At 68.9% G+C, this 25,100-nt stretch carries 22 protein-coding genes; 9 read left to right on the top strand and 13 right to left on the bottom strand.

Annotated features, from left to right (window positions below; genetic code table 11):
* Positions 1-9: 9 nt before the first annotated feature.
* Entirely contained in the window at positions 10-3,054 is a 3,045-nt protein-coding gene (locus tag ACTFTM_RS18500; protein WP_449561718.1) for a BTAD domain-containing putative transcriptional regulator, read from the bottom strand.
* Between the two features lie 110 nt (positions 3,055-3,164).
* On the opposite strand from ACTFTM_RS18500, the gene ACTFTM_RS18495 reads away from it, so the two are divergent.
* From ACTFTM_RS18495 to ACTFTM_RS18480, 4 genes are all read left to right on the top strand, one after another.
* Positions 3,165-3,968 carry an alpha/beta fold hydrolase gene (locus tag ACTFTM_RS18495; RefSeq protein ID WP_449561717.1) on the top strand — a complete coding sequence of 268 codons (804 nt, stop codon included), beginning with the start codon at positions 3,165-3,167 and terminating at the stop codon, positions 3,966-3,968.
* A gap of 74 nt (positions 3,969-4,042) precedes the next feature.
* Positions 4,043-4,711 carry a maleylpyruvate isomerase N-terminal domain-containing protein gene (locus tag ACTFTM_RS18490; RefSeq protein ID WP_449561716.1) on the top strand — a complete coding sequence of 223 codons (669 nt, stop codon included), beginning with the start codon at positions 4,043-4,045 and terminating at the stop codon, positions 4,709-4,711.
* Positions 4,712-4,940: 229 nt separating this feature from the next.
* The gene (locus ACTFTM_RS18485) at positions 4,941-6,794 is read left to right on the top strand and encodes an adenylyl cyclase (RefSeq protein WP_449561715.1); all 1,854 of its coding nucleotides are present in this window, start codon (positions 4,941-4,943) and stop codon (positions 6,792-6,794) included.
* Positions 6,795-6,978: 184 nt separating this feature from the next.
* The gene (locus ACTFTM_RS18480; protein ID WP_449561714.1) at positions 6,979-9,357 is read left to right on the top strand and encodes a galactose-binding domain-containing protein; all 2,379 of its coding nucleotides are present in this window, start codon (positions 6,979-6,981) and stop codon (positions 9,355-9,357) included.
* A 377-nt stretch (positions 9,358-9,734) separates the two neighbouring features.
* Here the strand turns inward: ACTFTM_RS18480 and ACTFTM_RS18475 are convergent, their stop codons facing one another.
* Both ACTFTM_RS18475 and ACTFTM_RS18470 read right to left on the bottom strand, forming a co-directional pair.
* Positions 9,735-11,108: a hypothetical protein gene (locus ACTFTM_RS18475; RefSeq protein WP_449561713.1), complete on the bottom strand. Its 1,374-nt coding sequence runs from the start codon at positions 11,106-11,108 to the stop codon at positions 9,735-9,737.
* Positions 11,109-11,426: 318 nt separating this feature from the next.
* On the bottom strand, positions 11,427-13,058 hold the full coding sequence (locus ACTFTM_RS18470; protein ID WP_449561712.1) for a hypothetical protein: 1,632 nt from the start codon (positions 13,056-13,058) through the stop codon (positions 11,427-11,429).
* Between the two features lie 510 nt (positions 13,059-13,568).
* Here ACTFTM_RS18470 and ACTFTM_RS18465 point away from each other — a divergent pair.
* Positions 13,569-14,123 (top strand): HDIG domain-containing metalloprotein, encoded by a 555-nt coding sequence (locus tag ACTFTM_RS18465; RefSeq protein WP_449561711.1) that lies wholly within the window; start codon positions 13,569-13,571, stop codon positions 14,121-14,123.
* Here ACTFTM_RS18465 and ACTFTM_RS18460 read toward each other — a convergent pair.
* Positions 14,111-14,581: an NUDIX hydrolase gene (locus ACTFTM_RS18460; RefSeq protein WP_449561710.1), complete on the bottom strand. Its 471-nt coding sequence runs from the start codon at positions 14,579-14,581 to the stop codon at positions 14,111-14,113. The two genes, ACTFTM_RS18465 and ACTFTM_RS18460, sit on opposite strands and share 13 nt — an antisense overlap.
* A 12-nt stretch (positions 14,582-14,593) precedes the next feature.
* The gene (locus tag ACTFTM_RS18455; protein WP_449561709.1) at positions 14,594-15,343 is read right to left on the bottom strand and encodes a helix-turn-helix domain-containing protein; all 750 of its coding nucleotides are present in this window, start codon (positions 15,341-15,343) and stop codon (positions 14,594-14,596) included.
* 194 nt (positions 15,344-15,537) lie between these two features.
* Between ACTFTM_RS18455 and ACTFTM_RS18450 the strand changes: the two genes are divergently transcribed.
* From ACTFTM_RS18450 to ACTFTM_RS18440, 3 genes are all read left to right on the top strand, one after another.
* Positions 15,538-15,699: a hypothetical protein gene (locus tag ACTFTM_RS18450; RefSeq protein ID WP_449561708.1), complete on the top strand. Its 162-nt coding sequence runs from the start codon at positions 15,538-15,540 to the stop codon at positions 15,697-15,699.
* Positions 15,686-16,942: a helix-turn-helix domain-containing protein gene (locus ACTFTM_RS18445; RefSeq protein WP_449561707.1), complete on the top strand. Its 1,257-nt coding sequence runs from the start codon at positions 15,686-15,688 to the stop codon at positions 16,940-16,942. Before ACTFTM_RS18450 ends, ACTFTM_RS18445 begins: the two co-directional genes overlap by 14 nt.
* Before the next feature lie 76 nt (positions 16,943-17,018).
* Positions 17,019-17,558 carry a MarR family transcriptional regulator gene (locus ACTFTM_RS18440; RefSeq protein WP_449561706.1) on the top strand — a complete coding sequence of 180 codons (540 nt, stop codon included), beginning with the start codon at positions 17,019-17,021 and terminating at the stop codon, positions 17,556-17,558.
* A gap of 147 nt (positions 17,559-17,705) precedes the next feature.
* On the opposite strand, the gene ACTFTM_RS18435 is transcribed toward ACTFTM_RS18440, so the two are convergent.
* Genes ACTFTM_RS18435 through ACTFTM_RS18425 form a run of 3 tightly spaced genes read right to left on the bottom strand, consistent with a single transcriptional unit; the run spans position 17,706 to position 19,207 of the window.
* A complete protein-coding gene (locus ACTFTM_RS18435; protein ID WP_449561705.1) occupies positions 17,706-18,572 on the bottom strand; it encodes a metallophosphoesterase family protein in 867 nt (288 codons plus the stop codon).
* Between the two features lie 51 nt (positions 18,573-18,623).
* Entirely contained in the window at positions 18,624-18,902 is a 279-nt protein-coding gene (locus ACTFTM_RS18430; RefSeq protein ID WP_449561704.1) for a hypothetical protein, read from the bottom strand.
* Entirely contained in the window at positions 18,896-19,207 is a 312-nt protein-coding gene (locus ACTFTM_RS18425) for a hypothetical protein (protein ID WP_449561703.1), read from the bottom strand. Before ACTFTM_RS18425 ends, ACTFTM_RS18430 begins: the two co-directional genes overlap by 7 nt.
* A 167-nt stretch (positions 19,208-19,374) precedes the next feature.
* Here ACTFTM_RS18425 and ACTFTM_RS18420 point away from each other — a divergent pair, with 167 nt between their 5' ends.
* Complete coding sequence (locus tag ACTFTM_RS18420) at positions 19,375-20,226, top strand: alpha/beta fold hydrolase (protein ID WP_449561702.1); 852 nt, start codon at positions 19,375-19,377, stop codon at positions 20,224-20,226.
* Between the two features lie 173 nt (positions 20,227-20,399).
* On the opposite strand, the gene ACTFTM_RS18415 is transcribed toward ACTFTM_RS18420, so the two are convergent.
* From ACTFTM_RS18415 to ACTFTM_RS18395, 5 genes are read right to left on the bottom strand one after another with little or no spacing between them, the layout of a single operon-like run.
* Entirely contained in the window at positions 20,400-21,029 is a 630-nt protein-coding gene (locus ACTFTM_RS18415) for a hypothetical protein (protein WP_449561701.1), read from the bottom strand.
* Positions 21,026-22,432 (bottom strand): selenium-binding family protein, encoded by a 1,407-nt coding sequence (locus ACTFTM_RS18410; RefSeq protein ID WP_449561700.1) that lies wholly within the window; start codon positions 22,430-22,432, stop codon positions 21,026-21,028. Before ACTFTM_RS18410 ends, ACTFTM_RS18415 begins: the two co-directional genes overlap by 4 nt.
* Before the next feature lie 40 nt (positions 22,433-22,472).
* The gene (locus ACTFTM_RS18405) at positions 22,473-23,204 is read right to left on the bottom strand and encodes an ABC transporter ATP-binding protein (protein WP_449561699.1); all 732 of its coding nucleotides are present in this window, start codon (positions 23,202-23,204) and stop codon (positions 22,473-22,475) included.
* Positions 23,177-24,007, bottom strand: a complete 831-nt coding sequence (locus ACTFTM_RS18400; RefSeq protein WP_449561698.1) for an ABC transporter permease — start codon at positions 24,005-24,007, stop codon at positions 23,177-23,179. The genes ACTFTM_RS18405 and ACTFTM_RS18400 overlap by 28 nt, the downstream gene beginning before the upstream one ends.
* Positions 24,004-24,981: an aliphatic sulfonate ABC transporter substrate-binding protein gene (locus tag ACTFTM_RS18395; protein ID WP_449561697.1), complete on the bottom strand. Its 978-nt coding sequence runs from the start codon at positions 24,979-24,981 to the stop codon at positions 24,004-24,006. Before ACTFTM_RS18395 ends, ACTFTM_RS18400 begins: the two co-directional genes overlap by 4 nt.
* Positions 24,982-25,100: the final 119 nt, after the last annotated feature.

The raw sequence follows: 25,100 nt of genomic DNA, 5'->3' as shown, positions 1-25,100 counted from the left end.
CCGTCTGCCTCAGAGCTGGGCCCGGGCCTCGCCCGGGCTCAGCTTCGTGCCCTCGGCGACGAGCGCGTCGAAGCGGTCCGGCCCGAGGGCGGCCCGGACCCGCGCGCTCACCCGCTCCACCTCGTCGCGTTCGGCCGGCGCGCACGGTGCCTGGGCGGCCAGCCGGGCGGCGGCCGCCGCGCCGAGCAGCCGGGCCGCGACCTCCGGCACGCGCACCGCCGAGGCCATCCCCTCCAGCGCGAAGATCGCGTCCCGGGGCGCGGCCATCGCCTCGGCGGCCCCGAACGCCTCGACGTGCAGGGCCAGCGCCGCGTCCGGGTCGCCACCCTGCTCGATCGCGTGCCCCAGCTCGACCAGGACCGGCGGCAGGTACAGCGCCGGCTGTGCCTCGGCGCGACCCCGCTCCGCGAGGTTGCCGAGGTGGGCGACGGCCAGGTCGAGCTTGCCGTCGCGACGGGCGGCCAGTCCGAGGCTCAGCTCGGCGAAGACGAGTGCGCCCGGGGCGTCCTGCTGCACCGCCAGGTGGTACGCGCGTTCGGCCAGCTCCCGGGCCTGCGGATAGTCCCGGGTCTGCACCGCGAGCCAGGCCAGCCAGGACAGTTCGGTGCACACCTGCGGCCACAGCCGCAGCTCCTCGGCCCAGCGCAGCCCCTCGGCGTGCAGCGCGGCGGCGCGTTCGTGGTCACCGCGCATCTCGGCGAGTCCGCCCACCCACTCGGTGGCCTGGAGCCGGCCCCACCGGTCGCCAGTTTCGGCGAAGAGCGCGGCGCTGCGGGTCGCCGTCCGCTCCAGGGCCGCCTGGTCACCCCCGACGTGCGCCATCTTGGCGCGGGAGGCGAGCGTCGCCGCCTCGGTCCACGTGTCGGCGGCCGCGCTGGGCAGCAGCTCCGCCGCCAGGGCCAGGTCACTGGTGTCGATCAGCGCGTTCGCCGCGAACCACGCGCCCCGGCCGTCCGGGTCACCGGCGACCGCCGCGCGGACGTCGGCCGGCGCCACCTCCGTACCCCGCAGCAGCGCGAAGCCGACCCGCCAGGGGGCCGCCTTCCGGTCCTGCTCCGGGTCGCCGGTGGCGGCGAGGGCCTGGTGCGCCTCGGTGAGCCGACCCCGCAGGTACCAGTACCAACTCAGCGCGACCGCCAGCCGCAACCCGCCCCCGTGGGCCAGCGCCGCGCGCAGGTTCGCCGCCTCGGCGTCCAGCACCGCCAACCATCGCCGCTGGTCGGGCCCGCGCAACTGCGGATCGGCGCGTTCGGCCAGCTCGGTGTAGTAGCCGGTGTGCCGCGTCCGGACCTCGTCGGCGTCGTCCAGCCGGTCCAGGCAGAACGCGGCGACCGATTCGAGCAGCCGGTAGCGCGGACCGTCGGGGGAGTCGTCCAACACCACCAGCGACCGGTCCACCAGCCGGGCCAGGGCGTCCAGATCGGTGCGGCAGACCAGCTCGGCGGCCTCCGGCGTGCAGCCGTCGCGGAACACCGCGAGGCGGGCCAGCACCTGCCGGTCGGCCTCGTCGAGCAGGTCCCAGCTCCAGCCGATCACCGCGGTCAGCGTCCGCTGGCGCGGTGGCACGTCGCGCTGCTGCGTGCTGAGCAGCCGGAACCGGTCGTCGAGTCGTTCCACCACGCCCTGCACGCCCAGCGCGCGGACCCGGGTGGCGGCCAGCTCCAACGCCAGCGGCAGGCCGTCCAGGCGACGGCAGAGCTGGGCCACGGCCGGCGCGGTGCGCTCGTCGAGACGGAATCCGCGCTGCTGGGCGGCGGCGCGGGCGGCGAACAACCGGGCCGCCGCCGAGCGCCGGACCGCGTCCGGATCACCGTCCGACGGCGGCACCGACAACGGGGGTACGTCCCAGAGCAGTTCCCCGGTCAGGCCCAGGGGTTCCCGGCTGGTGGCGAGCACGTGCACCCCGGGCGCGTCGCGCAGCAGCCGGGCTACCAGCGCGGCGACCGGCTCGACGACGTGTTCGCAGTTGTCCAGCACCAGCAGCAGGTGCCGTTGCCGCAGCGCCGTGACGAGCCGGTCGGCGGGGGACAGGCTGGAGCCGGCGGCCTCACGAACGTCCAGCGCGCCGAGCACCTGCTCGGCGACTCCCGGGTCGCCGGCCGGCAGCGGTGCCAGCTCGACCAGCAGGACGCCGTCCGGTGGAGACTGGGTGCGGGCGGCCTCGGTGGCCAGCCGGGTCTTGCCGACACCACCCGGCCCGACCAGCGTCACCAGGCGCTGCCCGGGCAGCAGGGCACGCAGCTCGGTCAACGCCTCGGCCCGGCCGACCAGCTCGTCGAGCTGCGCCGGCAGGCTGTTGCGGATGATCGCGGCCTTCGGCGGCGCGCTCAGGCCGGCGTCCTGTTCGAGGATCCGGCGGTGCAGGGCGACCAGTTCGGGGCCCGGGTCGAGGCCCAACTCGTCGGCGAGCCGGTCCCGCAGGTCGGTGTAGCTGTCCAACGCCTCGGACTGGCGACCGGCCGCGTACAGCGCCCGGAGCTGCACCGCCCGCAGCCCCTCGTGCAGGGGATTGCGGGCCACCAGCTCGGCCAGGTCGGCGGCGGCCAGGTCGTGCTCACCCCGGGCCACCCGCGCCTCGGCCAGCCGCTCGTGCACGGCGAGACGCTGCTCGGCGAGGCGGGTCGCCTCGGCGCGGACGAACTCGGCGTCCGCCACGTCGGCGTACGCCTCGCCCCGCCACAGTCCGAGGGCCTCGGTCAGCCGGCCGACGTCGGTGTGCCGGGCCAGTTCGGCGAACCGGTCCGCGTCGACCGACCCGGCCCGCAGCAGGTAGCCGGGAGCACGGGACTCGACCAGGTCACGGGCGCCCGGCTCGGCGTCGTTGAGGGCCTTGCGGAGCTGCGACACCCGTACCTGGAGGGCCCCGGTGGGATTGGCGGGGGAGTCGTCACCCCACAGGTCGTCGATGAGCCGGTCGGCGGAGACGACCTGATTGCGGTTGGTCAGCAGGTCGGCCAGCAGGGCGCGGACCTTGGCGCCGGGCACCACCACCGGCTCGCCGGCATCCGTGGTGACGGCGAGCGGCCCGAGCACCCCGAACTGCACGGCGGTCATCCTATGGCCTGTATCGACGTCCCCTGCCGGACCGACGGGTTCGGCACAGTTCCGAACGCCGGTAAGCCGACCTGAAGCGGACCGTAAGCGGGCGGGCGCACCGTGTGGGCATGGACATCTACCACGAGATTCACGGCAACGGCGAGGGCCGACCGCTGCTGCTCATCCACGGCGCGCTCTCCGGCATCGGCACCTCGTTCGGCACGATCCTGCCGCTGCTCGCCCGGTCCCGGCGGGTGATCGCCGTCGAGTTGCAGGCGCACGGCCACACCCCGGACGCCGACCGTCCGCTGACCGTCGAGCACTTCGCCGCCGACGTGGTCGAACTTCTCGACCGCCTCGGTGTCGCCCGGGCGGACGTGTACGGGTGGAGCATGGGCGCGGCGGTGGCGCTGCGCCTGGGCACCGACCACGCCGACCGGGTGGGACGCCTGGTGCTCGCCTCGGTGAGCTTCGACGAAGCGGGCCTGCACCCCGGTCTGCTCGACGGCATCCAGGACCTGCAACCGGAACACCTGCACGGATCGGAGTTCCACGACGAGTACCTGCGGACCGCCCCGGACCCGACGGGCTGGGCCAACCTGGTCACCAAGATGAAGGTCCTGGACGCGAACCTGCCCCGGTGGACACCCGAGCAGATCGCGGCCCTGGCCGTACCCACCATGATCGTGCTGGCCGACTCGGACATCGTCCAGCCCGAGCACGCGGTACGGATGTTCCGGCTGCTCGGCGGCGCGGTGCCCGGCGACCTGACCGGCCTGCCCGCCTGCCGCCTGGCCATCCTGCCCGGCACCACCCACACCACGATCCCGCAGCGCGCCGACTGGCTGACCCCGATGATCGACGAGTTCCTCGACGACCCCACCCCGGCCGCCTCTTCTCCCCGCGATCTTGCACTTTCTGTCGCGGCATAAGGCGTGAATGCCGCACAACCTCGACACCAAGTGCAAGATCGCGGGGAGGTTCGGGGGCGGGGCAGGATGGGGTCATGGCTGATGATGTTCTGTCCGTGCTGGGTGGCGAGATCGACGCGTTTGTCGGTGCCCTCGCTCGGGTGTCAGCGGCGGGGTGGGAGCGGGCTACGCGTTGCGATCCGTGGCGGGTACGCGACGTGGTGGGGCACGTCGTCGTCGTACTCTCGCGGGTGCCGGACATGGTGGCCGCGCCCGCTCCCGAGCGGGCCGAGACCACCGCGGCGGGCTACTACCGCGCGGACGGGCGGTTCAGCGACGACACGAACGACGAGCGGGTACGGACGGCACAACGCCGCGCGGCCGACCCGGACGCGGCGACACTCGTGCGGGATCTCGCGGACACCGGGCGGACCGTCGTCGAGGTGTGCCGCGACCAGCCCGCCGGCCGGGTGGTCCGGACCCGACACGGCGACGCCATGTTGCTGTCGGACTTCCTGACGACCCGCCTCGTCGAGGTGGCCCTGCACGGGCTCGACGTCGCCGACGCGCTACCCCGCGAGCCGTGGCTCACCCCGGACGCCACCGAACACCTGCTGCGCCTGCTCTTCGGCCCGCAGTGGCAGCCCGCGGTCGACGCCACCGGGGACCCGATCACCCTCCTGCGCGCGGCGACCGGCCGCGCCCCCGCCGACGACCGCCATGCCCTGGACCACCTCGGCCTGCGCCCCCTGACCCTGGGCTGACGCCTCCGGGCCTCCAAGCAGCAACTTCGGGGATGTTGGTGCCTCCGATGCGCCGGAAGCAGCAACATCCCCGAAGTTGTGACGATCTCGGGCGCGGCAGTCGCCTCCACCGTGGACATCGTCGACCGGGGCGATGGCGTACGGGGCGTCGAGCGGGTAGAAACGGTGTCAGAGAGCGCTCTCACCGTCGAGTGCGCCCATGGTCCGCCCAGTCGATAGGACGAACCACATGACGAGCCCGTCCCGACGTACCTTCACCCTTGCCCTGCTGGTGACCGCCGCCGTCACCGTGAGCGGCACCGCGGCCAGCGCCGGCCGCCCGACGCACAGCGCACCCGATTTCGGGCCGAACGTGACCATCTTCGACCCGTCCATGCCGGTCGCCCAGATCCAGCAGACCCTCGACGCCGCGCACGCCCACCAGGTCGACAACGAGATGGGCACCGAGCGGCACGCGTACCTCTTCACGCCGGGCAGCTACGGCACGGCCGAGCAGCCGTTGCAGGCGAAGGTCGGCTACTACACCGAGGTCGCCGGCCTCGGCGCGTCGCCCACCGACGTCGCCGTCAACGGCAAGATCGAGGTCTACAACCGCTGCCTCGCTGACGGCGGCACCGGCAACTGCCTCGCGCTTGTCAACTTCTGGCGCACCCTGTCGAACCTGTCGCTCACCGTCAACGCCGCCGGTCAGGACGGCTGCCGCTCGACGGCGAACTTCTGGGCGGTGTCCCAGGCGGTCTCGATGCGCCGGCTCAACATCACCGGCGGCGGGTTGTCCCTGATGGACTACTGCACGGCCGGCCCGCAGTACGCCAGCGGCGGCTTCATCGCCGACTCGCGGCTGCCGGCCACCACCAACGGCTCGCAGCAGCAGTGGCTGACCCGCAACAGCGAGGTCGCCGGGTGGTCCAACGCGGTGTGGAACCAGGTGTTCGCGGGCGTCGAGGGCGCACCCGATGACGCGACCTTCCCGGACCCGCCGTACACCACGCTCGACACGACCCCGGTGAGCCGGGAGAAGCCGTACCTGTTCGTGGACGCCAAGGGCCACTACAACGTGCGGGTGCCGGCGGCGCAGCGCGACAGCCGGGGCGTCTCGTGGGCGAACGGCATGACCCCCGGTCGGACCATCAACATCGACGATTTCTTCATCGCGAAGCCGTCCGACCCGGTCCGCGTGATCAACGCGCAGCTCGCGCGCGGCAAGCACCTGCTGCTCACCCCCGGCGTCTACGACATCGCCCGGAGCGTCGAGGTCCGGCGGGCCAACACGGTGGTGCTCGGCATCGGCCACGCCACCCTCACGGCCGTGAACGGCGCCGTCCCGCTGGACGTCGCGAACGTCCCCGGTGTCATCGTTGCGGGCGTCACGATCGACGCCGGTACGGTCGAGTCGCCGGTGCTGCTGCGGGTGGGCCGGCAGCACGGCCACGACGCCAGCAGCGCGGCCAACCCGACCACGCTGTCCGACGTGTACTTCCGGGTCGGCGGCCCGCACATCGGCCGGACGAACACCGCGCTGGAGGTCAACAGCGACAACGTGCTCATCGACCACACCTGGGTGTGGCGCGGCGACCACGGCGTCGAGGGCTTCACCGAGGGCGTCAACGGTGACACCGACCGGTGGCGCACCAACACCGGTCGGTACGGCGCGGTCATCAACGGCGACCACGTGACCGCCACCGGCCTGTTCGTCGAGCACTTCCAGCGCTACAACACCGTCTGGAACGGCGAGCACGGCACCACGGTCCTCTACCAGAACGAGCTGCCGTACGACCCGCCGACGCAGGCCGACTGGATGAACGGCCCGGTCGAGGGGTACGCCGGCTACAAGGTCGGCGATCGGGTACGCCACCACGACCTCTACGGCGGCGGGGTGTACGTGTTCAACCGGAACAACCCGTCGATCCACACCGAGAACGGCTTCGAGGTGCCCAACCGGCCGGGTGTGCGGCTGCACCACATCATGACCGTCAACCTGAGCGCCGGCACGATCGACCACGTCGTCAACGGTGTCGGCGACGCAGCCGACATGACGAAGGTCGGTGTGCCGGTCTACCTCGCGCAGTACCCGGCTTCGTAACGCTTCGGGGCGTACCAAACGAAGGGCCGGCGCCGACGTGCGGCGCCGGCCCTCTGCGCACCGGCGCTCGGTTCCTTCCGACAGGCTGGCGAACATTTTCATCGATCAGTCGCACTCTTGCGGGACGGCATCGACTGCTGCCACGATGGCCGTCAATGCCTTCCGTCCCGAAGGAGTGGTCCCCATGGCGGTCTCCCGCCGCAGGTTCGTCACGTCCGTGTTGGCGGGTTCCGCCCTCGCCGCCGCCTCCACCACGAAGCTCCTCGCCAGCCCTGCCCAGGCCGCCAGCCCAGTAGGCGACGTGGTCGGCAAGGTGACCGTCGGCTACCAGGGCTGGTTCAGCGCCCCCGGCGACTCCGCGCCGATCGGCGGCTGGTGGCACTGGAGCCGCGACCGGTTCCAGCCGCCCTCGCCCAGCAACACCACGATCGTGTCCTGGCCGGACATGCGCGAGTACACGCGCAGCTATCCCACCGCGTACCCGAACCTCGGCAACGGGTCGCCGGCCACCCTCTTCTCCTCCTACGACCAGCAGACCGTGGACACCCACTTTCGCTGGATGCAGGAGTACGGCTGCGACACCGCCGCCCTGCAACGCTTCAACCCGACGGGCGACGAGGGGCCGACCCGCGACGCGATGACGCTCAAGGTCCGCGCGGCGGCCGAGCGCTACAACCGCAAGTTCTACATCATGTACGACGTCACCGACTGGCTGACGATGCAGTCGGACATCAAGACCGACTGGCTGACGAAGATGTCGACGCACACCGCGTCCAGCGCGTACGCCCGCCAGAACGGCAAGCCGGTCGTCTGCATCTGGGGCTTCGGCTTCAGCGAACCGAGCCGGCCCTTCACCCCCGGGCCCTGCCTGGAGGTCATCAACTGGTTCAAGGCGCAGGGCTGCTACGTCATCGGCGGCGTGCCCACCTGGTGGCGGCAGGGCATCGAGGACTCGCGTGCCGGCTTCCTCGACGTCTACCACGCGTTCCACGCGATCTCGCCGTGGATGGTCTACCGGGCCAGGACGGTGGAGGAACTCGACTCGTACTACAACAACGTCAACGTCGGCGACATGGCCGACTGCGCGGCGCGCGGCATCGACTACCTGCCCTGCGTGATGCCCGGTGACCTGGCCGGCGGGCACCGAAAGCACGGCGACTTCTACTGGCGGCACATCTACAACATGGTCCGGCTCGGCTCCCAGGGCCTCTACGTGTCCATGTTCGACGAGTACAACGAGGGCAACCAGATCGCCAAGACCTCCGAGACGCAGGCGACCACCCCGGCCGGCGCGAACATCCGCGCCCTGGACGAGGACGGCGTCGCCTGCTCCGCCGACTACTACCTGCGCATCACCGCCGACGGTGGCCGGATGCTCAAGGGACAGCTCGCCCTCACCGCGACACGCCCCACCCCGCCCACGGTCGGCACCCCGCCCCCGACCAGCGGCGACCTCGCAGCCGGCCGATCCGCCTCCGCCAGCAGCCAGAACGGACCATTCACGGCCTCGAACGCGGTGGACTCCGACGCCGGCAGCTACTGGGAGAGCGGCAGCGGCGCGTTCCCACAGTGGTGGCAGGTCGACCTCGGCGCCAGCCAGCAGGTCAGCCGACTCGTGGTGCGGCTCCCCGCCGGCTGGGAAGCGCGTACCCAGACCATCACCGTGCAGGGCAGCGTCGACGGCAGCTCCTTCTCGACCATCGCCGGGGCCTCGGCGTTCGCCTTCGACCCGGCGACCGGCAACACCGTCAGCCGCACGCTCACGACCACCACGGCCCGCCACCTCCGGCTGAGCATCGCCGGCAACACCGGCTGGCCGGCGGGCCAGCTCGCCAAGGTCGAGGTGTACGGCTCCAGCGCCACCACGGACAACCCGCCGACCGCCCCGAGCAATCTTGCGGTGACCGCCAAGACGTCGAGCAGCGTCTCCCTGGCCTGGACGGCGTCTACCGACGACAAGGGCGTCACCGGCTACCAGGTACGCCAGGGCGGCACGGTCGTCGCCACCGTCACGGGCACCACCGCCACCGTGAGCGGGCTCAACGCGTCCACCTCGTACACCTTCACCGTCGTCGCCCGCGACGCCGCCGGCAACACCTCGACCGCGTCGAACGCCGTCACCGTGACCACCGACGCCGCCGCCAACTCCGACCTCGCCCGCGGCCGGACCACCAGCGAGAGCAGCCACGTCCAGAGCTACGGCTCGGGCAACGTGGTCGACGGCGACGCCAACAGCTACTGGGAGAGCGCCAACAACGCGTTCCCTCAGTGGGTGCAGGTCGACCTGGGCGCTGCGCGTACCGTCGGCCGGGTGGTGCTCAAGCTGCCGCCGTCATCGGCGTGGGGTGCTCGGACGCAGACGGTCGCCGTCAGCGGCAGCACGGACGGTTCGAGCTTCGGGACGCTGGTTGGGGCGGCGGGGCGGACGTTCGACCCGTCTACGGGCAACTCGGTGACGCTGACGTTCAGTGCCGCGCAGGCTCGTTACGTGCGGATCACCGTTACCGGCAACACCGGCTGGCCGGCCGGGCAGCTCGCGGCACTTGAGGTGTACGCGAGCTGACCGGACGTGGGGCGGCCGCCGGACGCCGACCGGCGGCCGCCCCTCCCGTCAAGCCCCTGGCGATGAGACCGCCAGCCAGGCTCCTCGGCCGGGCACTCTCATCCGAGAAACCCGGCCAGATCAAGGCCTAGCCGCTACGCAATCGCCTTCCTCTCGACCGACCAAGAAGCTCGGGCAGGGGCGAGCCTGCCCGACCATGAGACCGCTCAACGCAGCCGGCGCAGCATTCGTCGGCACACCATCGGGTGTGCCGGTCACTCTGCGCCCGCGCCATTCGTTAGTCGGCGCATTGGGGACGCTCGGTTCGGGCCTAGCCTGGGGTAGTTGGTTGCGGGCGGAAAGGGTCGGCGCAAAGCTCAGACTAGGGTATCGCCGCGTCACCAGCTACTGCGGCTAGCGCCCTGAATTAAAACCCTCTGAGCAATCCAGCGCACGAAGTCGATGTCATGGCGCAACATCTTCGCTTCGGCGCTATAAGGCAGAAGAATTTCTACCCCGCGTGGACCTCCATCTTCCTTGGCATGCACGATTCGACAACGGATCTGATAAATCCGCGCCGCAACTTGATTCACCAATGGAGGAACGTTGCCGTGTTCGGTGAAAACGAGATGACTCACGCCCTTAAGTGCGTTCTTCTTCGCTAGGAAGTCTCTGCAACCTTCGAACTGGTCGAAAAAGCGGCGGATACTGTCGTCATCTATACATGCATCTAAAGTGGCCTTTAGCTGCTCTTCCTCATACTGCAATGCACGTGCTTCGGAATTCAAGAATGAGACAAGGGTGGCGATCTGGCTTTCGTTGTTTGGATCGAAAACGGGGTCCTTCAATCGACGTTGGAAACGCCGCACGGTCTCACTGCGGGAGTAAATAGGAAAGAAGTACTCCAGCACCTGGTAAAAGGCGAGGTACTGAAGCAGGGGCATGTCGTTGGCCGATCGCCCGTATGTGTATAAGGACGTCGCCTCGGCCGGATAGGAGTTTTTCGGCGATGTCGGCATCCGAAGGTTGTCGGGTATCCTATGCCGCATGGTGGATCGAAGTCGCTGGGCCTTACTCTCCCTGAGAGACAGAGGTGCGTCGTAAAGCATGTCGAGCTCGAAGAACAGCGCGGCAGAGAAACGCTCAAGCAGGGATACGGCCGCTTCGTATGTCACGGGTGCGTTGAGCGCCAACTTCAGTGACATGCTAGAACTTGATCCTTCCGCCGCTCCTAGGCCGGGGCTCACGGGGGACAGTTCAGCGTCTACAACCAGGGCATTGCCGTTGCAGGAGATTTTCATCGTATTTTCTGATGGCACTGCTTGCAGGAAATCGGTCATCGATTTGCGTGTTGCTTGACGATGCAAGCTATGAATGATGTTGCTGAGTGAGAGTCGAGGTGCGCGAACTAGAGCCTCGATGAAATTTTTAGAGCGGTCGAAAACTGCGCCGTAATCTTTCAAGAAGATCCAATTATCAAAGTTACTTGCAAGCCACTCTTCGGCGCTTCTTGCCGAGACGGAGAATCTCCGCTGGTCTTTGCCGCCGCTCGGCAGCGAGACAATCAGAACCCACTCGACGTCCTTTGCTACGCCGCTAAGAGCGTCGCGCGTCCAGTCATAAGACCGCCATTCGACAGAGATCGAGGCAGCTGCGGCGCGTTGCTCGATTTGCAGCAAAGATGCCGGTTTTGCGGCCGTGCCGTCTTGGTTGGATTCAACCTCCTCGCTGTCCAGTAACTCTACTTCGAAGCCGCTCTCGTCATCATCCACAGGGAAGAGTGTATTGAAGGCGCCCACCGGTTCAAGCCCGGAGCTCGTGGCAATCGCTGGCCGGCGGGAGTACATGGACCGCGATCTCTCTCAGACGTGCCGACCGCGTGGTAGAGCAGTGAGTAGCCAGGCGAGTCGCCAAGGCGACGGGCTCCATCGGACGGTTGCGGACACCATAGGAAACACTGCTTGCGACCTCCGGCAGGCATCTGCCGGGCCGACCGGCCACGCGCGGAAGTCACAGGATTAGAAGACCTCGGGGCTCCACCCGAACCCCGGCCCTCCTCAAATATCTACTCCATCGGGGACTTCCTCGGCCTACTCGGCGGTAGCAGGAAAGCCTAGAAGAACTCGTTTATATCGCTCCCTAGCGTCCGTGAGACCTAGTAGCCCAGGGACGTCGTAGGCGGCCCGCATTGCCTTGAGCGCGATGCCCAGAGCTAAATCGCGGTGCCGATAGGCCGTGTGAATGTCGGGTTCGCTGCCTCCATGAACTAGCCGGCTCCGAATTTCGTATAGCTTCTTCAACTGCTTGAACAGTTCCTCTCGCTTTACTAAGTCGTGCTGCTCAAGTAGTACCGCTAGCGCTCCACACACCTTGAAGGTTGTTTCTTGAGCCTCGCCAAACAGGTTTTCCCAGCACATAACTGCGTCAATAAATCCGTCTAGCGGATCGATTCGCAGCGTGGCGGCGGAAATAATTCGTCGCATGCCGACGTCAAGGGAGTTGGGGTGGGATTCAGCTACTCGTCGCGCCCAGGATTGTACGAGCGTTGCTGTCTCCTCCGAGATTACCGCGGGGTGAGACGGAGTAGGGGAGGGTTGCGCGAAATAAGCCACACCACCTCGCTCGAATGGATTAATCCGTGTAGTTACCCTCGGTGCGGCGGCGATCATCTCATCATCCTGCGATGAGAGTAGGAGCGAATAGCGGATACCGTTGACGAGAGCATCAACCTCCTTCTGCGCTTTCTCTGCGGCGATTCGATGCTTCTCCCAATCGTTGGCGGCGCTTTCCGAGATGGTGGTGCCAGGTTGACGAAACTCCAGGATCTGCTGCTTTGCTTTCGTGATGAGCACGGTGGTGACTTCTCGTGTATCTGGCGATACGCCAAGGTAGGCGCGTGCGGAATCTGTAGGTCGTCGTAGCTGCCCAAAAGGCGTCTCTATTGACTCGACACCCTGAGAAATCCTGATGTTCGAAAGTCCTACCAAAAGAGGCAGGTCTACGGGCTCGCCCCGAGCAAGCGTTCTAGAGGCTGACAAGGCCTGCCGTGCATAATTCGCACACGCCTCGTGAGTTGACTCTCCGTGCACCCCGGCCATCAGTAGAGCAAAGGAAACAAGGGCGTCGGGCATGAGAGCTAGTTGCACTCCTGTTAATCGCCCGTCACCAAAGAACAAGTCGAAGCTGTGCGCGTCAAAGCGATCGACGTTAGCGGCGCTGGCGGGGAAAAGCTTCCGCAGGCTTTCGTCTTTGCGTATTGCCTCCGACAGCAAGGCGCTTGATTCCAGGCGGAAAACTGGAGATGAGACATTGGGGTATTCGAAAGCGGCCCGATGTGGAATTGGCAAAAGCAGTGCCGGGTAAGCGTCCCGGACGCACTGGAGTAGTAGGGCCTCGACGGGGTCGTTGGAGTCGGTTGAAGGCAAATCTCCACCGCATGACTCTCGTAACCGCGATGCCAGACCCATCTTTGATCCGTCTGGAAGTGGATCGGGAACTTCCTCGGGTAATGGTCCGAGAATCTCTAGCCTACTATATTCTCGCAACACTTCATTATCGGCGTCGAGGATAAAGCGGCCGTACAGCTCGACAAGCGCAAGTGCTGTAGATCGCTGCGGTGTGAGGTCCAAGTCGTCCAGGTTCAGCGGCTCGGCGTTCAGCACATATCTCACGAAGGGATCGCCGAACGCCTGCCGTGCCGCTGTCAGGCGCTGATCACTCATGCCGCCGAAGGCTAGCACCGAATAATCGGTCGTGGTTCTCGGTAGTGGCGCATGACAGCCCACGAGTCGTGGCGCAAGAAGAGCAATCGGGCCGCGTGCGGCTAGGCCAACAACGCGAAGTTCCCGCCACCTTGACCCGTCGCTCGTGGTTGCGTAGATCACCCACGCCATCCGCGTGCCTGTAGCCTTACTCTGGACGGTCGCCCAGGCACGAACGGTCCCCACGTCCTGCGGCTGGTCTGCGCCACCAAGCCCTAGTGGCCGTGATCTTCGACCATCATACTGGCGCTCGGCCGAGTTGGGCGGTCCCCATCTGGTCCACAGGGGACCCGTCGAGAGCGTGAGAGCGGTGTGAAACGTCGCGAGGTCTTTCCGCCGCTGGACCGCCTTTGCCCAGGTTCGCGGGGCGGCCACTCGATCTTGTAATGCGTAGGCTGCCGTATTTACTAGGCTGAAGACCAGGGCGGTTCTAGGGTGTCAGGGCGGCGGCCACGGTTCTACACTTCCCGCGTGAATGCGTCCTCCGGGTTAGCCGAGAGAATATCGCAGCGTCATCTGCAAGATGCTCAACCCCGTCGCTGGCTTCATGTGAAGGCAGTGGCGGCGAAGGCAGAAGGGCTCGCGCGCCTGGTCGGAGATGATGCGGAGCTGCTGACGGCGGCCGCGTGGCTGCATGACATCGGGTACGCCCCCGACGTCGCCGATACGGGTTTTCACGCGCTCGACGGGGCACGCTGGCTTCAGCGCCATGGCTTCGGCGATCGTATCGCTGCTCTGGTCGCCCACCACTCCTGCGCTGTCTACGAAGCAGATGAGCGCGGACTAAGGCAGGCACTGACTAACGAGTTCCCGCGCGAAGAGACCACTGTCTCAGATGCCCTCTGGTATGTGGACATGACGACTGGTCCAGACGGCCAGGACCTCACCGTGGACCAGAGGCTGGCGGAGATTCGGCAACGTTACGGCCCGGACGACGTCGTGACGCGGTTCTGGCAGAGAGCTGAGCCGATGCTCCGAGACGCCGTGGGCAGGACTCAGTATCGCCTGTCAGCTCAGCCGATGTAGGGGACCGGAAGCCGCTCGAGTCCGTGGTCGACCCTGAGCCGCATCGAAGGATGCATCGGCAGCCAGTCGAGTTGGTTACGGGCCACCCAGACCACTGACGAGGACTCATCGCTGGTCACGGGGTCACCGGCGAGGTACTGGGCGCGGAAGCAGATCGAGAACTGCTGCCGTACCTCGCCGTCGCTGTACTCCACCAGGTGCCTCGGGTCGGAGTAGATCCCGACTATCTCGGTCACCTCGACCTCGATACCGGTTTCCTCGCGCGTCTCCCGCACGGCCGTCTCGGCGATGTACTCCCCGAAGTCCTGAGCACCGCCCGGCAGCGCCCAGAGGCCGTTGTCGGTCCGCTGGATGAGCAGCACCCGACCCTCGCTGTCCTGAACGAAGACGGTCACCGCTACGACGATCTTGTTCGGCTTCGGAGCGTTCGGGTTGTTGAAGTGCTCGATCCGCGCCATGCCTCCACCCTGTCAGTGTTCAGGCCACACAGCCCGCTTCTGCCCGAGTACCCGGTTGAAGCTCGCCACGTAGCTGTCAAAGAGGTCACCGCCGCCAAGACGCCGCAGGTGCAGCACGGGTGAGTACGCGGCCGGCGTGCCGTAGAGATGCGTGTTGACCAGCATCTCGTCATCGAAGCGGTAGATCGAGTTGTAGAGGATGGTGTCGTGGAAGTAGATCCCGACGTTGTCCAGATCCCGAAGCTCCTTGTAGAAGGCCAACGCGTTCAGGATCTTGTTGGACATGGCGGGGCCGATGCCCTCGGCGTCTCCACGCTCGGCGATGTGCACACCCTCCGGATCGCCGAATAGCAACTCCACCTGCGCTCCGGCCAACGCCTTCTCGCGAAGGGTCGCGATCCATCGGTGGTTGAACTCGGGCAGGAACAGTCCGCCGTAGACCAGGACGCCAACCTGCCGCGTGGCTTGCTCCAGGAGGCGCTGCCAGAGATCGGTGGGAACGGCTCCGCGGCGCGGATAGATGTGAACCAGTTCTGACTGGCTGATCTGCACGGCTCGCTGGGTCGGTAGCGCGTCGGGCCAGAGGTACGACTCGCTCTCGTCCAGTAGTTCGGCAATGGAGTGGCGATAGCGCGGGTACGGGATGCGAGCCTGGGTCACCCACCGCTCGACGGTCTTCGGGTCGACGCCGACCCTCTCGGCAAGCGCCGATGCTGTCAGGCCGTTGCTGAGCATCCCGTTGCGAAGACGATCGTTCGGCACCGCGTCTCCTGCTCACTGGGCTTGGGGACGGCATCGGGGACGACTCACACTAGCGAGGACATCCCTATCCGTCCATTACTCGGGGTGAAGTCGTCATCACGAATTGGCAGAGCCTGACTCCACAACACGTGCCATCCAGATAGGACGCGACGAACCAACGTGATCGCCGCGCCGATGGCCTGATGGAGGTGGCTATGCGCGGCGACGAGACGGCGAGCAAGGGTGAACAGGTTGAGGCGGCCGAGCGGGAGGCTGCCAAGCAGCGCATTCTGGCTCAGGCCGAGGCGGAACGCCTACCCGTCGACGACACGACCCGTGTGGTCCCGGATCGGCGGTGGCGGCGTGAGCAGCGATGACCTCCCCATCGGCCGTCGGGTGGCCGGTTGGCGGGTGCGGCGGTCCATGACGCAGCAGATGCTTGCCGATCGCCTGCGCAGGTCGAAGAGTTGGGTGGACAAGATCGAACGCGGCGTTCGCCCCCTGGACCGGTACTCGGTCATCCAGGAGCTGTCCCGCGTCCTGCGGGTCGACCCGGAGGCGCTGCTCGGTAAGCCGCCAAGCACCCCGGCGAGCACTCCGGCCGGGGTGGACGACGTCCGGGCCGCGCTCGCCCGCTACGACACCCCGCCGACCTCACCACACATGCACGAGCTGAGGCGTCAGGTCGGGCATGCCTGGTTGACCTACCAGCACGCGCACTACCCGCAGTTGGTGCGGGCGATGCCGGATCTGCTGGACGCCGCCCAGGGCGCGCGGTCGACGGAGCTGCTGGTGCAGGCGTACCGGATCACCGCGCTGCTGCTGGTCAAGCTGGGGGAGGCCGACCTCGCCTGGCTGGCCGCCGACCGCGCCATGGGCACCGCCCAAGACGCCCCAGTCCTCGCGGCCACAGCAGCAATCGCGGTGGCCCAGGCGCTACGCGCGTCGGGCCGCGACCGCCTGGCCCTGTCGGCGACTCTCACCGCCGCCAACCGAACTCTCCCACCGGCACTTCAAGCTGGTGATCAAGAGGTTAGGAACACGTTCGAAGATCAAAGTCGACGCAAATCTCTTGATCACCGGGGCGACAGCGAGCACCGGGGTGGGGGAGATCGGCGGGGCGACCGTCGGGCGTGGGCGGTGGGTGGGACGCTGCTGGTCCAGGCCGCGCTGGCCGCCGCCGGCTGCGGCGAGCACCGCCGCGCCACCGAGCTGATCGACCGGGCCGCGGGCGTCGCCGTGAACCTCCGGGGGTACGACGAGCCGCACGGCACCAGCTTCGGGCCGGTCACTGTGGAGATGGCGCGGGTGCTGCTTGCAGCGCAGCGGGGTGACACCGGCGGCGCACTGGCACGGCATGTGAGCGTCGTTCGGCGGGAGCTGTGGCGGCGGTTGCCGGCCGAATATCGGGGTGCCTACCTGCTCGATGCCGCGCGGATCTACCTGCACGCCGGTGACCTTCGCGGGGCGGCGCGGGCGCTCGTCGACGCGGACAGTGTGGCGCCGGCTGAGGTCCGGGGGAGGCCTCTGGCGCGTACTCTCATCGCCGATGTTGCCCGGGCCAAGCCGGCGCCGGCCGGCGTGGCGCGGCTGGCGACATTGGTCGGGCTTACCCGGTGACGGAGGCGCGTCGGCGTATGTCGTCGGCGGGGTTGATGGTGCGGACCGGGTTCGAGACCACGGTCATGTCCCCAACATGCTGCAACACGGTCTTGACTTCAACCTTCCTTCAACGCCCAGCATCAGCCGTATGCAGATCCCAGGAAGCAGTGGTGCCCCGCCGGCCGACGCGAACCAGGTGGCCGCGTACTGGACGCGGTTGGCGTACGAATCCATCATCCGGTTCACCCGCGACGAGCAGGCCAAGCGCGGCTTCACGCAGCCGCAGTTCTGGATCCTGCGCCACCTCTCTCCGCACGACCTCGCGCCTCATGACGGCGCAGCCAGGACCATTGCCCAGCTTCAGCACGCCATGACCGAGTACATCCGCCCCGACGACGACCTCGCGAGCGAGGCCGAGGTGCTCCTCAGTCGCGGATGGATCCGCGCAGATCACGACGGCAACCTACGACTCACCGACGCCGGCGAGGCGGCTCGACTGCGGATGAAGCAGTCCGCTCCCGAGATCCGGTCGCTGATCCATCGAGGTATCGACGACGCGGACTACGTCGCGGCGCTGACAGTGCTACAGAGACTCATCGCCAACACCACCCCGGTACCGGCGACGGAAGCCTGAGGCTTGCGTGAGAAGCACCCGGGCCTGCCCTGGCCGTCGCGCCGACTGAGGTTCCGCGGTGGCCTCTGGCGCGTACCCTCATCGCTGATCTTGCCCGTGCGAAGCCGGCGCCGGCCGGCGTGGCGCGACTGGCGACGCTGGTCGGGCTTACCCGGTGACGGACTCGCGGCGGCGTAGGTCGTCGGCGGGGTTGATGGTGCGGACGGGGTCGGGGACCGGGCCGCGTCGCCGCCACTCGCGGGGGTAGCCGAGCGAGACCTCCTCGAAGCGGACGCCGTCGTAGAAGGTGGTGCGGGGGATGTGCAGGTGCCCGTAGACCATCGTGGACGCGCCGAAGCGCAGGTGCCAGTCGCGGGTGCGGACGGTGCCGCACCACTGGGCGAACTCCGGGAACCACAGGATGTCGGTGGGCTCGCGTACGAGGGGGTAGTGGTTGACCAGCACGGTCGGCAGGTCCGGGTCGCGTTCGGTGAGGCGACGTTCGGTCTCGGTGACGCGGGCGTCGCACCAGGCCTCGCGGCTCGGGTACGGGTCGGGGTGCAGCAGCGCCTCGTCCGTGCAGACCACGCCCGCGGCGTACGCGATGTCGAGGGATTCCTGTTTGGTGCTCGCCTGGGGCACGCGGAACGTGTAGTCGTAGAGCACGAACAGCGGGGCGATGGTGGCGGGGCCGCCCTCGCCGTCCCACACCGGGTACGGGTCCTCGGGCGTGACGACGCCCAGGCGTTGGCACATCGCCACCAGCTCGCGGTAGCGGGTCTCGCCGCGCAGGTGCTCCGGGTCGCCGGGAGGCGTCCACAGCTCGTGGTTGCCGGGCGCCCACACGACCGTGGCGAAGCGGCTGCTCAGCAGGGCGAGCGCCCACTCGATGTCGGCGAACTTCTCGCCCACGTCACCGGCCACCAGCAGCCAGTCGCCGGGGTGGTCCGGGTGTAGCTCCTGGACGAAGGCGCGGTTCTCCGCGTAGCTGATGTGCAGGTCGCTGACGGCCCGCAGCCGGGGGGAGACGCTCACACATCGAGGCTAGGCCGTTGCGGCCGGATCGGGACACCCCGCACCGGTCGGTCAGCAGAACCAGCCGTCCTGCACCCAGCCGCGCCGGTTGATGTACCCGTAGGCGAAGCCGTAGACGTAGCCGCCGCTGCGCGGGCCTTCGACCAGGAACGTCTGCCCCTGGTAGAGGGTGCCCATCCACGCGCCGTTGGGCTGGGTGCGGACGAACAGGTCGCTCGCGCACACCGTCTCGCGCTGGCCGATGGTGCCGTTGGCGGCCTGCGCCGGCGCGGCGAGGGTCACGGTGGCGGCCCCGGCGAGGAGGGCGGCGATCACCCGCCGCGTCACCATGAGTCGTACCCTCCGATGCACTCGGCGCGCAGGTAGCCCCAGTCGTTCGGGCCGAAGTCGAAGGTGGCCGCCCACCCGTTGTAGACGGGGTGCGCGCCGGGGGTGTGGCCGATCTTGTTGCCGTACTCGAGGGTGCGCTTCAGGCCGGTGGGGCCACCGGCGGAGTCGTAGTTGGCGTAGAAGCTGGCGCTCTGGCAGACCACGATGGCGTGCCGCGGCACCACCGGATCGGCCTGGGCAGGCGTGGCGCCCAGGGCGGCCAGCGCCGCTCCGACGGCCAGCGCTGCGGGTACTCGTCGACGCATGCCCACCTCCGGTGTGGCGAAACTTTCCTACCGGCGAGCGTAGCGATGGTGTCGATAAATGTCGATGGCGGGCGCTACCACGGGACGTGCCGGCTGGCCGGCATATCCGGTGACCCGGCGGGAAAGCGCGGGGCGTCCGAGAGCCCGAACCGGAGCAGGAGACAAACATGCCTTTCATCACCGTGGGGACGGAAAACTCCGCGCCCATCGACCTGTACTACGAGGACCACGGGTCCGGTAAGCCCGTGGTGCTGATCCACGGCTTCCCGTTCAACGGTGCGACCTGGGAGAAGGAGACCAGGGCGCTGCTGAACGCCGGATACCGGACGATCACCTACGATCGGCGCGGCTACGGTAACTCGGCGCAGCCGGCGTTCGGGTACGACTACAACACGTTCGCGGCCGACCTGGACGTGTTGATGACCGAGCTGGACCTCAGCGACGTGACCCTCGTGGGGCACTCGATGGGCACCGGCGAGGTGATTCGCTACCTGGGCAACTACGGTTCCCAGCGGGTCAGCCGGGCAGTGGTCCTCAGCCCGCTGCAACCGATGCTGGCCAAGGCGGACGACAACCCCGAGGGCGTCGACCGGAACCTCTTCAAGGGCTTCCAGGACGCCATCATCAAGGACCGCTTCGCCTACCTGACGTCCTTCTGCGACGCCTTCTTCAACCCGGACCAGAACATGGGCAAGCGGGTCAGCGAAGAGGCGTACCGGGCGCACTGGCAGATCGGCGCCATGGCCTCCGCCAAGGCCACCCACGACAGCGTGGACTCCTGGCAGGAGGACTTCCGCCAGGACCTGCCGAAGATCGACATTCCGGTGTTGATTGTGCAGGGTGACCAGGACCGGGTGCTGCCCTACCCGGTGACCGGTCAGCGGCTCGGCCCGATGATGCCCACCGGCACGCTCATCACGCTCAAGGGCGCGCCGCACGGCATCCCGTGGACGCACGCCGACGAGATCAACAAGGCGATCATGGACTTCATGAAGCAGCCTGCGAAGGCGCGCGCCTGACCCGTACCGGTAGCCGATCGGACGCCAGCGCCATGACGGCGCTCCGGCACCCGGCCCCAGCGTTTCGCACCGGGGCCGGGTGTCGGCGTCTTTTCGGTGATCGTTGGCTGCTCAGCGATACGACACGCCGTGCGTCTTACTGGTGAGCAGCCAACGATCACGAAAAGGCCGCCTCAGGCCCGGATCAGCGTCACCAGCCCCGCCGCGACCAGCACGCCGGCCCAGAGGCGGTCGACGTTGAACCACGCCTTGCGCAGCACCCCCACCCCGAGCACCTCGTAGACCAGCACCGCGACGACCAGGGCGGTCCCGAACATCGCCACGGTGTGCACCCCGGCGGCCGCCAACCCGGGCAGCGCACCCACCGACGCCGCCGCCAGGTGTCCCGAATGGCCCCCGGAAGGCGGCTCGGCCACCAGCACCGGCAGCAGCATCAGCCCCGCGCCGTGCGCCGACGACATGAGGAACGACCAGCCGGCGAGCTGTGCCGCCGACAGTCGCATGCCCGCCCAGCGGAAGTGCCGCTCGGAGAGCAGCCGCCACAGTCCGAAGCCGACCAGCAGCACCCCGCCGACCACCGCCAGGACGGTGCTCGCCGTCACCGAGCGGGTCGCCGTGACCAGGGCGGCCACGATCCCCACCGAGGCCAGGTGCCCCGCCGCGATCGGCGGCAACGCGCGCAGCAGCGCCGGCCGGCTGCGTTCCTGAAGGCCCCGGGCCACCGCGAACAGCCAGCCCATCGCCGGGTTCAGGCCGTGGAACGCGCCGAGCGCGGCGAGCGTCGCCAGGGTCCCGACGGTCACGGGAAGCAGTACGAGTCGGAGGACGCGTCCCCGCCCTGTAGGCGCGTCTGGTGTACGCGCAGCCCCCGGAACTCGTCCCCGTGCGGGAAGAACCGCTCGTCGGGGGTGAGCCCGCCGGCCTCGACGTCGACGTCGAGCTTGGCCAGCCACGCGCCCACCCCGTCGGGGTAGAACTGGTCGTCCCACGCGCCGTAGAGGGAGTTGCTGACGTAGACCCGCCGGCCGTCCCGGCTCACCTCCACCATCTGCGGGCCGCCGGCCAGTGCCTCGTCGGGTGCGGACGGGTGGGCGGTGCGGCGGACGATCCCGCCGAGGTGCACCGAGCCGGTCTGCACCGGGCGCAGCGGGTCACTCACGTCGTACTGGCGCAGCTCCCCGGTGCCCCAGCACGACACGTACAGGAAGCGGTCGTCGACGGACAGGTCGATGTCGGTCACCAGTGGCGGCACCGCCCCGAACGGCTTGAGCAGGTCGGGCAGATCCGCCGGGTCGGCCGGCTCGGCCGGAATGTCGATGACCTTGGTGACTGCCCAGGCGTCCCCGTCGCGATGCCACAGCCAGACCGAGGCGGACAGGTCCTCGACGCTGATCACCACCCCGACGAACCCGTACGACTTCGTCGGGTCGTGCGCCGGACGCAGCTCCAGTGGCATCTGGTACTGATCGCCCAGGTCGACGCGCTGCACGTGCCGGCGCTTCGCGAGGTCCCAGAAGTGGATGGCGTGACCGTAGCGGCGGCCCAACAGCAGCTCCCCGATGATGCCGTCCTCGATCATCGACGGGGTGCCCCACTCGCTGGTGACCAGCACGTCCTGGTTGAGGTGCCACCACACGTCGTACGCGAGGAACTGCGGCCCCCGGTCGGCCTCCCACGCCCCGCGTACCTCGAAGGTGGTGTGGTCGAGGAGCGCGACGCCACCCGGACCCTCCTCGCCGTCCGCGCCACCGAGAGCCGACAGGTAGATGCCGTCCGGGCCACAGTGCACGGTGTGCGGCCGGGAGTAGCCGGCCCGCTTGGCCAGCTCCTCCGGCCCGATCACCTTCACCACCTGCGGCTGGCGCGGATCGGGCTGGGTGTCGATCACGTGGATGCGCGAGGAGCGCAGGCCCGGCACGATCAGGTAGCGCCGCTCGACGTGCGGGTGCGGGGCGGTCGGGCAGAGCGCGCTGCTGCACGCGTTCCAGCCGAAGTGGTGCAGCTCGTCGCCGAGGTGCGGCAGGTCGGTCCAGCCGACGACCCGGCCGTAGTCGGGGGAGTCCGGGTCGGTGTCCAGCACCACGATGGCGTCCGGGCGGCTGGCCGTACGGTCGAAGGCCGCCACGTAGGCGAGCTTCTCGGCCGGCGCGGTCGCCGCCTCACGGGGTGACGGGTAGAAGGTCGGGTCGGGCGTCCAGCGGGTCATCGCATCTCCGCTTCGTCAGCTGGTGGTCAGGTGGCGTGCCTCAGGTGGTGGGCACGCCGAGTCGGTCGAGCAGGAGCCGGCGCAGCGCGCCGAAGCCCGGGTCGTCCGGCGTGCGGGTGGGGGCCAGGTCGACGGGCAGGTCCGCGACGATGCGGCCGTCGTCGAGGAGCAGGATCCGGTCGGCGAGCAGCAGCGCCTCCTCCACGTCGTGGGTGACGAGCAGGGCGGCGAAGCCGTGCTCGGCGCGCAGGCGGCGCAGCAGCACCTGCATCCGCAGTCGGGTGAGCGCGTCCAGCGCGCCGAACGGCTCGTCGAGCAGCAGCAGGTCCGGTTCGCGAACCAGCGCCCGGGCGACGGCCACCCGCTGCGCCTGCCCACCGGACAGCTCGGCCGGCCAGGCCCGGTGCCGCTCGGCCAACCCGACCTCGGTCAACGCCCGCTCGACGCGGCCGGCGATGTCCGGGCCGGACAGGCCGAGCCCGACGTTGGCCGCCACCCGCTTCCAGGGCAGCAGCCGGTGCTCCTGGAAGACCACGGCGGCGGTGCCGTGCACGACGGTCTCGCCGGTCGCCTCGCCGTCCAGGCCGGCGAGGATGCGCAGGAGGGTGCTCTTGCCCGAACCGCTGCCGCCGAGCAGGGCCACGACCTCACCCCGGGCGATGCTCAGGTCGACCCCGGCCAACACGACCGTCGGCCCGAAGGACCGGCGGATCGCAGTCGCGGTCAGCACCGGGGTCGCGCCGATCAGGTGGCTCGCAGTCCGCGTCGCCATGTCAACATCCTCCTCTCCGCAACGCGCAGGGCAAGGTCGGATATCAGCCCGAGCAGCGCGTAGACGAGCAGGCCGAGGACCACCACGTCGGTCTGGCTGAACTCCCGCGCCTCCATCATCAGGAAGCCGATGCCGGTCTGGGCGTTGACCTGCTCGCCGACGACGAGGCTGAGCCAGGCCGCGCCGATCGCGAGGCGCAGGCCGAGGAACAGCGACGGCAGCGCGCCCGGCAGCACCACGTGACGCAGCCGGGCGGCCGGTCCGAGCCCGCAGGCCCGGGCCGCCTCCACCAGCCGTTCGTCGATGTCCCGGATGCCGGCGTACGTGTTGAAGTACACGGGGAAGAACGCACCCAGGGCCACCAGGCTGATCTTCAGCGACTCACCGATGCCGACCCAGATGATCAGCAGGGGCACCAGGCCCAGGTGCGGCAGCATGCGGGCCATCTGCACCGGCGGGTCGACGAGGTCGTCGCCGAGGCGCAACAGCCCGGCCACCGTGCCCAGGACGAGCGCCAGCACGCCACCGATGAGCAGCCCCGCGCCGGCCCGGGTGAGCGAGTCCACCAGGTGCACGGCGAGCGTGCCGTCGCGGGACAGTCGCCAGCCGGTCGCGAGCACGTCGCTCGGCGCCGGCAGCTTCTCCGGCGCCAGCACGCCGGTGCGGGCCGCCAGCTCCCAGCCCAGCACCAGCGCGACCGGGCTGACCAGCCGCCGCCACCGCCGCGTCCGCCGTGGGCGCGCTTGTGGCGTCGCCTCCGCCGCGATCTCCGGCGGCGTTTCGAGCAGCGGGGTACGACTCACTGGAACACCGCGCTGAAACGGTCGTCCACCCGGCTCCTGATGTCGACCGGTCCCGGGATCAGGTCCAGCGCGATGAAGCTGTCCGTGATCGCCTGGAGTTCGTCGCCGATGGCCGGGCTGACCGGGGCGAGCGGCTTGGCGCTGCGGTCCAGGGCGCGGCTGGTCACGTCCTGGGGGATCTTCAGCTCCGGCGCGAGGGTGCGGGCCCGCTCCTGCGGGTTGGCGATACCCCAGTCGGTCACCTCGCGGTACTTCTGGAGGAACGCCCGGACGTCGTCCGTGCGCTTGGTGACCGCGTCCGGGGCGGCCAGCACGTACTCGCGGTTGCTGGCCAGGCCGGTCGCGTCGGCGAGCACCCGTACGCCCGGCTGCTCGGCCAGGGCGAAGTACGGGTCCCAGATCACCCAGGCGTCGACCTGTCCGCTGTCGAAGGCGGGGCGTCCCTCGGCCGGTTTGAGGTACTTGACGTTGATGTCGCGCAGCGTCATCTTGTTGGCCTCCAACAGCCGGACCAGCAGCCAGTGCACGTTGGAGCCCTTGTTGAGGGCGACCGTTCTGCCCTTGAGGTCGGCGAAGCTGCGGTAGCCGCTGTCCGCCTTGACGAGCACCGCCTCACCCTGCGGGATCGGCGCGGAGGTGCCGATGATGGAGAACGGAATCTTGCCGGCGGCGGCGAAGACCGGCGGAGCCTCGCCCACCTGTCCGATGTCGATCGACCCGGCCTTGAGCGCCTCGGTGAGCGCCGGTCCGCTCTCGAACAGCGACCACTCGACGTCCGGGGCCGCGCCGCGCGCCTTGACCAGGCTGAGCCCGCCGAAGCGCTGGTAGCCGATCCGCAGCTTGCCCCCGCCGTCACCGGCGTCGGCGGAGCCGCCGCAGGCGCTCACGCCGCCCGCGGCGAGCAGAACGAGGGCGGTGAACGCCGCCGTGAGCAGGCGGCGACGTGGGGGACGGCCGGGTGAGGGGGTACGCATGGCGGCTCCTTGGCTGAGCGGGTGTGCCGGGCCGCGTCGACCGGCGTGGGATGGCGTGGGCGGTAGCCTACTAACCCGATAGGTTTTATGGGTAGGCTGTCGGCGGGTTCGTCCCACCC

It is taken from the genome of Micromonospora sp. RB23 (assembly GCF_053585025.1).
This window is presented reverse-complemented; position numbering and strand designations above follow the sequence as displayed.

Bases quoted from the DNA above. Each gene is read 5' to 3' on its own strand.
- ACTFTM_RS18480 (WP_449561714.1), top strand. From the start codon at position 6,979: ATGGCGGTCTCCCGCCGCAGGTTCGTCACGTCCGTGTTGGCGGGTTCC.
- ACTFTM_RS18395 (WP_449561697.1), bottom strand. From the start codon at position 24,981: ATGCGTACCCCCTCACCCGGCCGTCCCCCACGTCGCCGCCTGCTCACG.
- ACTFTM_RS18425 (WP_449561703.1), bottom strand. From the start codon at position 19,207: ATGCGTCGACGAGTACCCGCAGCGCTGGCCGTCGGAGCGGCGCTGGCC.
- ACTFTM_RS18450 (WP_449561708.1), top strand. From the start codon at position 15,538: ATGCGCGGCGACGAGACGGCGAGCAAGGGTGAACAGGTTGAGGCGGCC.
- ACTFTM_RS18440 (WP_449561706.1), top strand. From the start codon at position 17,019: ATGCTGCAACACGGTCTTGACTTCAACCTTCCTTCAACGCCCAGCATC.
- ACTFTM_RS18495 (WP_449561717.1), top strand. From the start codon at position 3,165: ATGGACATCTACCACGAGATTCACGGCAACGGCGAGGGCCGACCGCTG.
- ACTFTM_RS18420 (WP_449561702.1), top strand. From the start codon at position 19,375: ATGCCTTTCATCACCGTGGGGACGGAAAACTCCGCGCCCATCGACCTG.
- ACTFTM_RS18410 (WP_449561700.1), bottom strand. From the start codon at position 22,432: ATGACCCGCTGGACGCCCGACCCGACCTTCTACCCGTCACCCCGTGAG.
- ACTFTM_RS18470 (WP_449561712.1), bottom strand. From the start codon at position 13,058: ATGAGTGATCAGCGCCTGACAGCGGCACGGCAGGCGTTCGGCGATCCC.
- ACTFTM_RS18485 (WP_449561715.1), top strand. From the start codon at position 4,941: ATGACGAGCCCGTCCCGACGTACCTTCACCCTTGCCCTGCTGGTGACC.
- ACTFTM_RS18490 (WP_449561716.1), top strand. From the start codon at position 4,043: ATGGCTGATGATGTTCTGTCCGTGCTGGGTGGCGAGATCGACGCGTTT.
- ACTFTM_RS18405 (WP_449561699.1), bottom strand. From the start codon at position 23,204: ATGGCGACGCGGACTGCGAGCCACCTGATCGGCGCGACCCCGGTGCTG.
- ACTFTM_RS18430 (WP_449561704.1), bottom strand. From the start codon at position 18,902: ATGGTGACGCGGCGGGTGATCGCCGCCCTCCTCGCCGGGGCCGCCACC.
- ACTFTM_RS18460 (WP_449561710.1), bottom strand. From the start codon at position 14,581: ATGGCGCGGATCGAGCACTTCAACAACCCGAACGCTCCGAAGCCGAAC.
- ACTFTM_RS18500 (WP_449561718.1), bottom strand. From the start codon at position 3,054: ATGACCGCCGTGCAGTTCGGGGTGCTCGGGCCGCTCGCCGTCACCACG.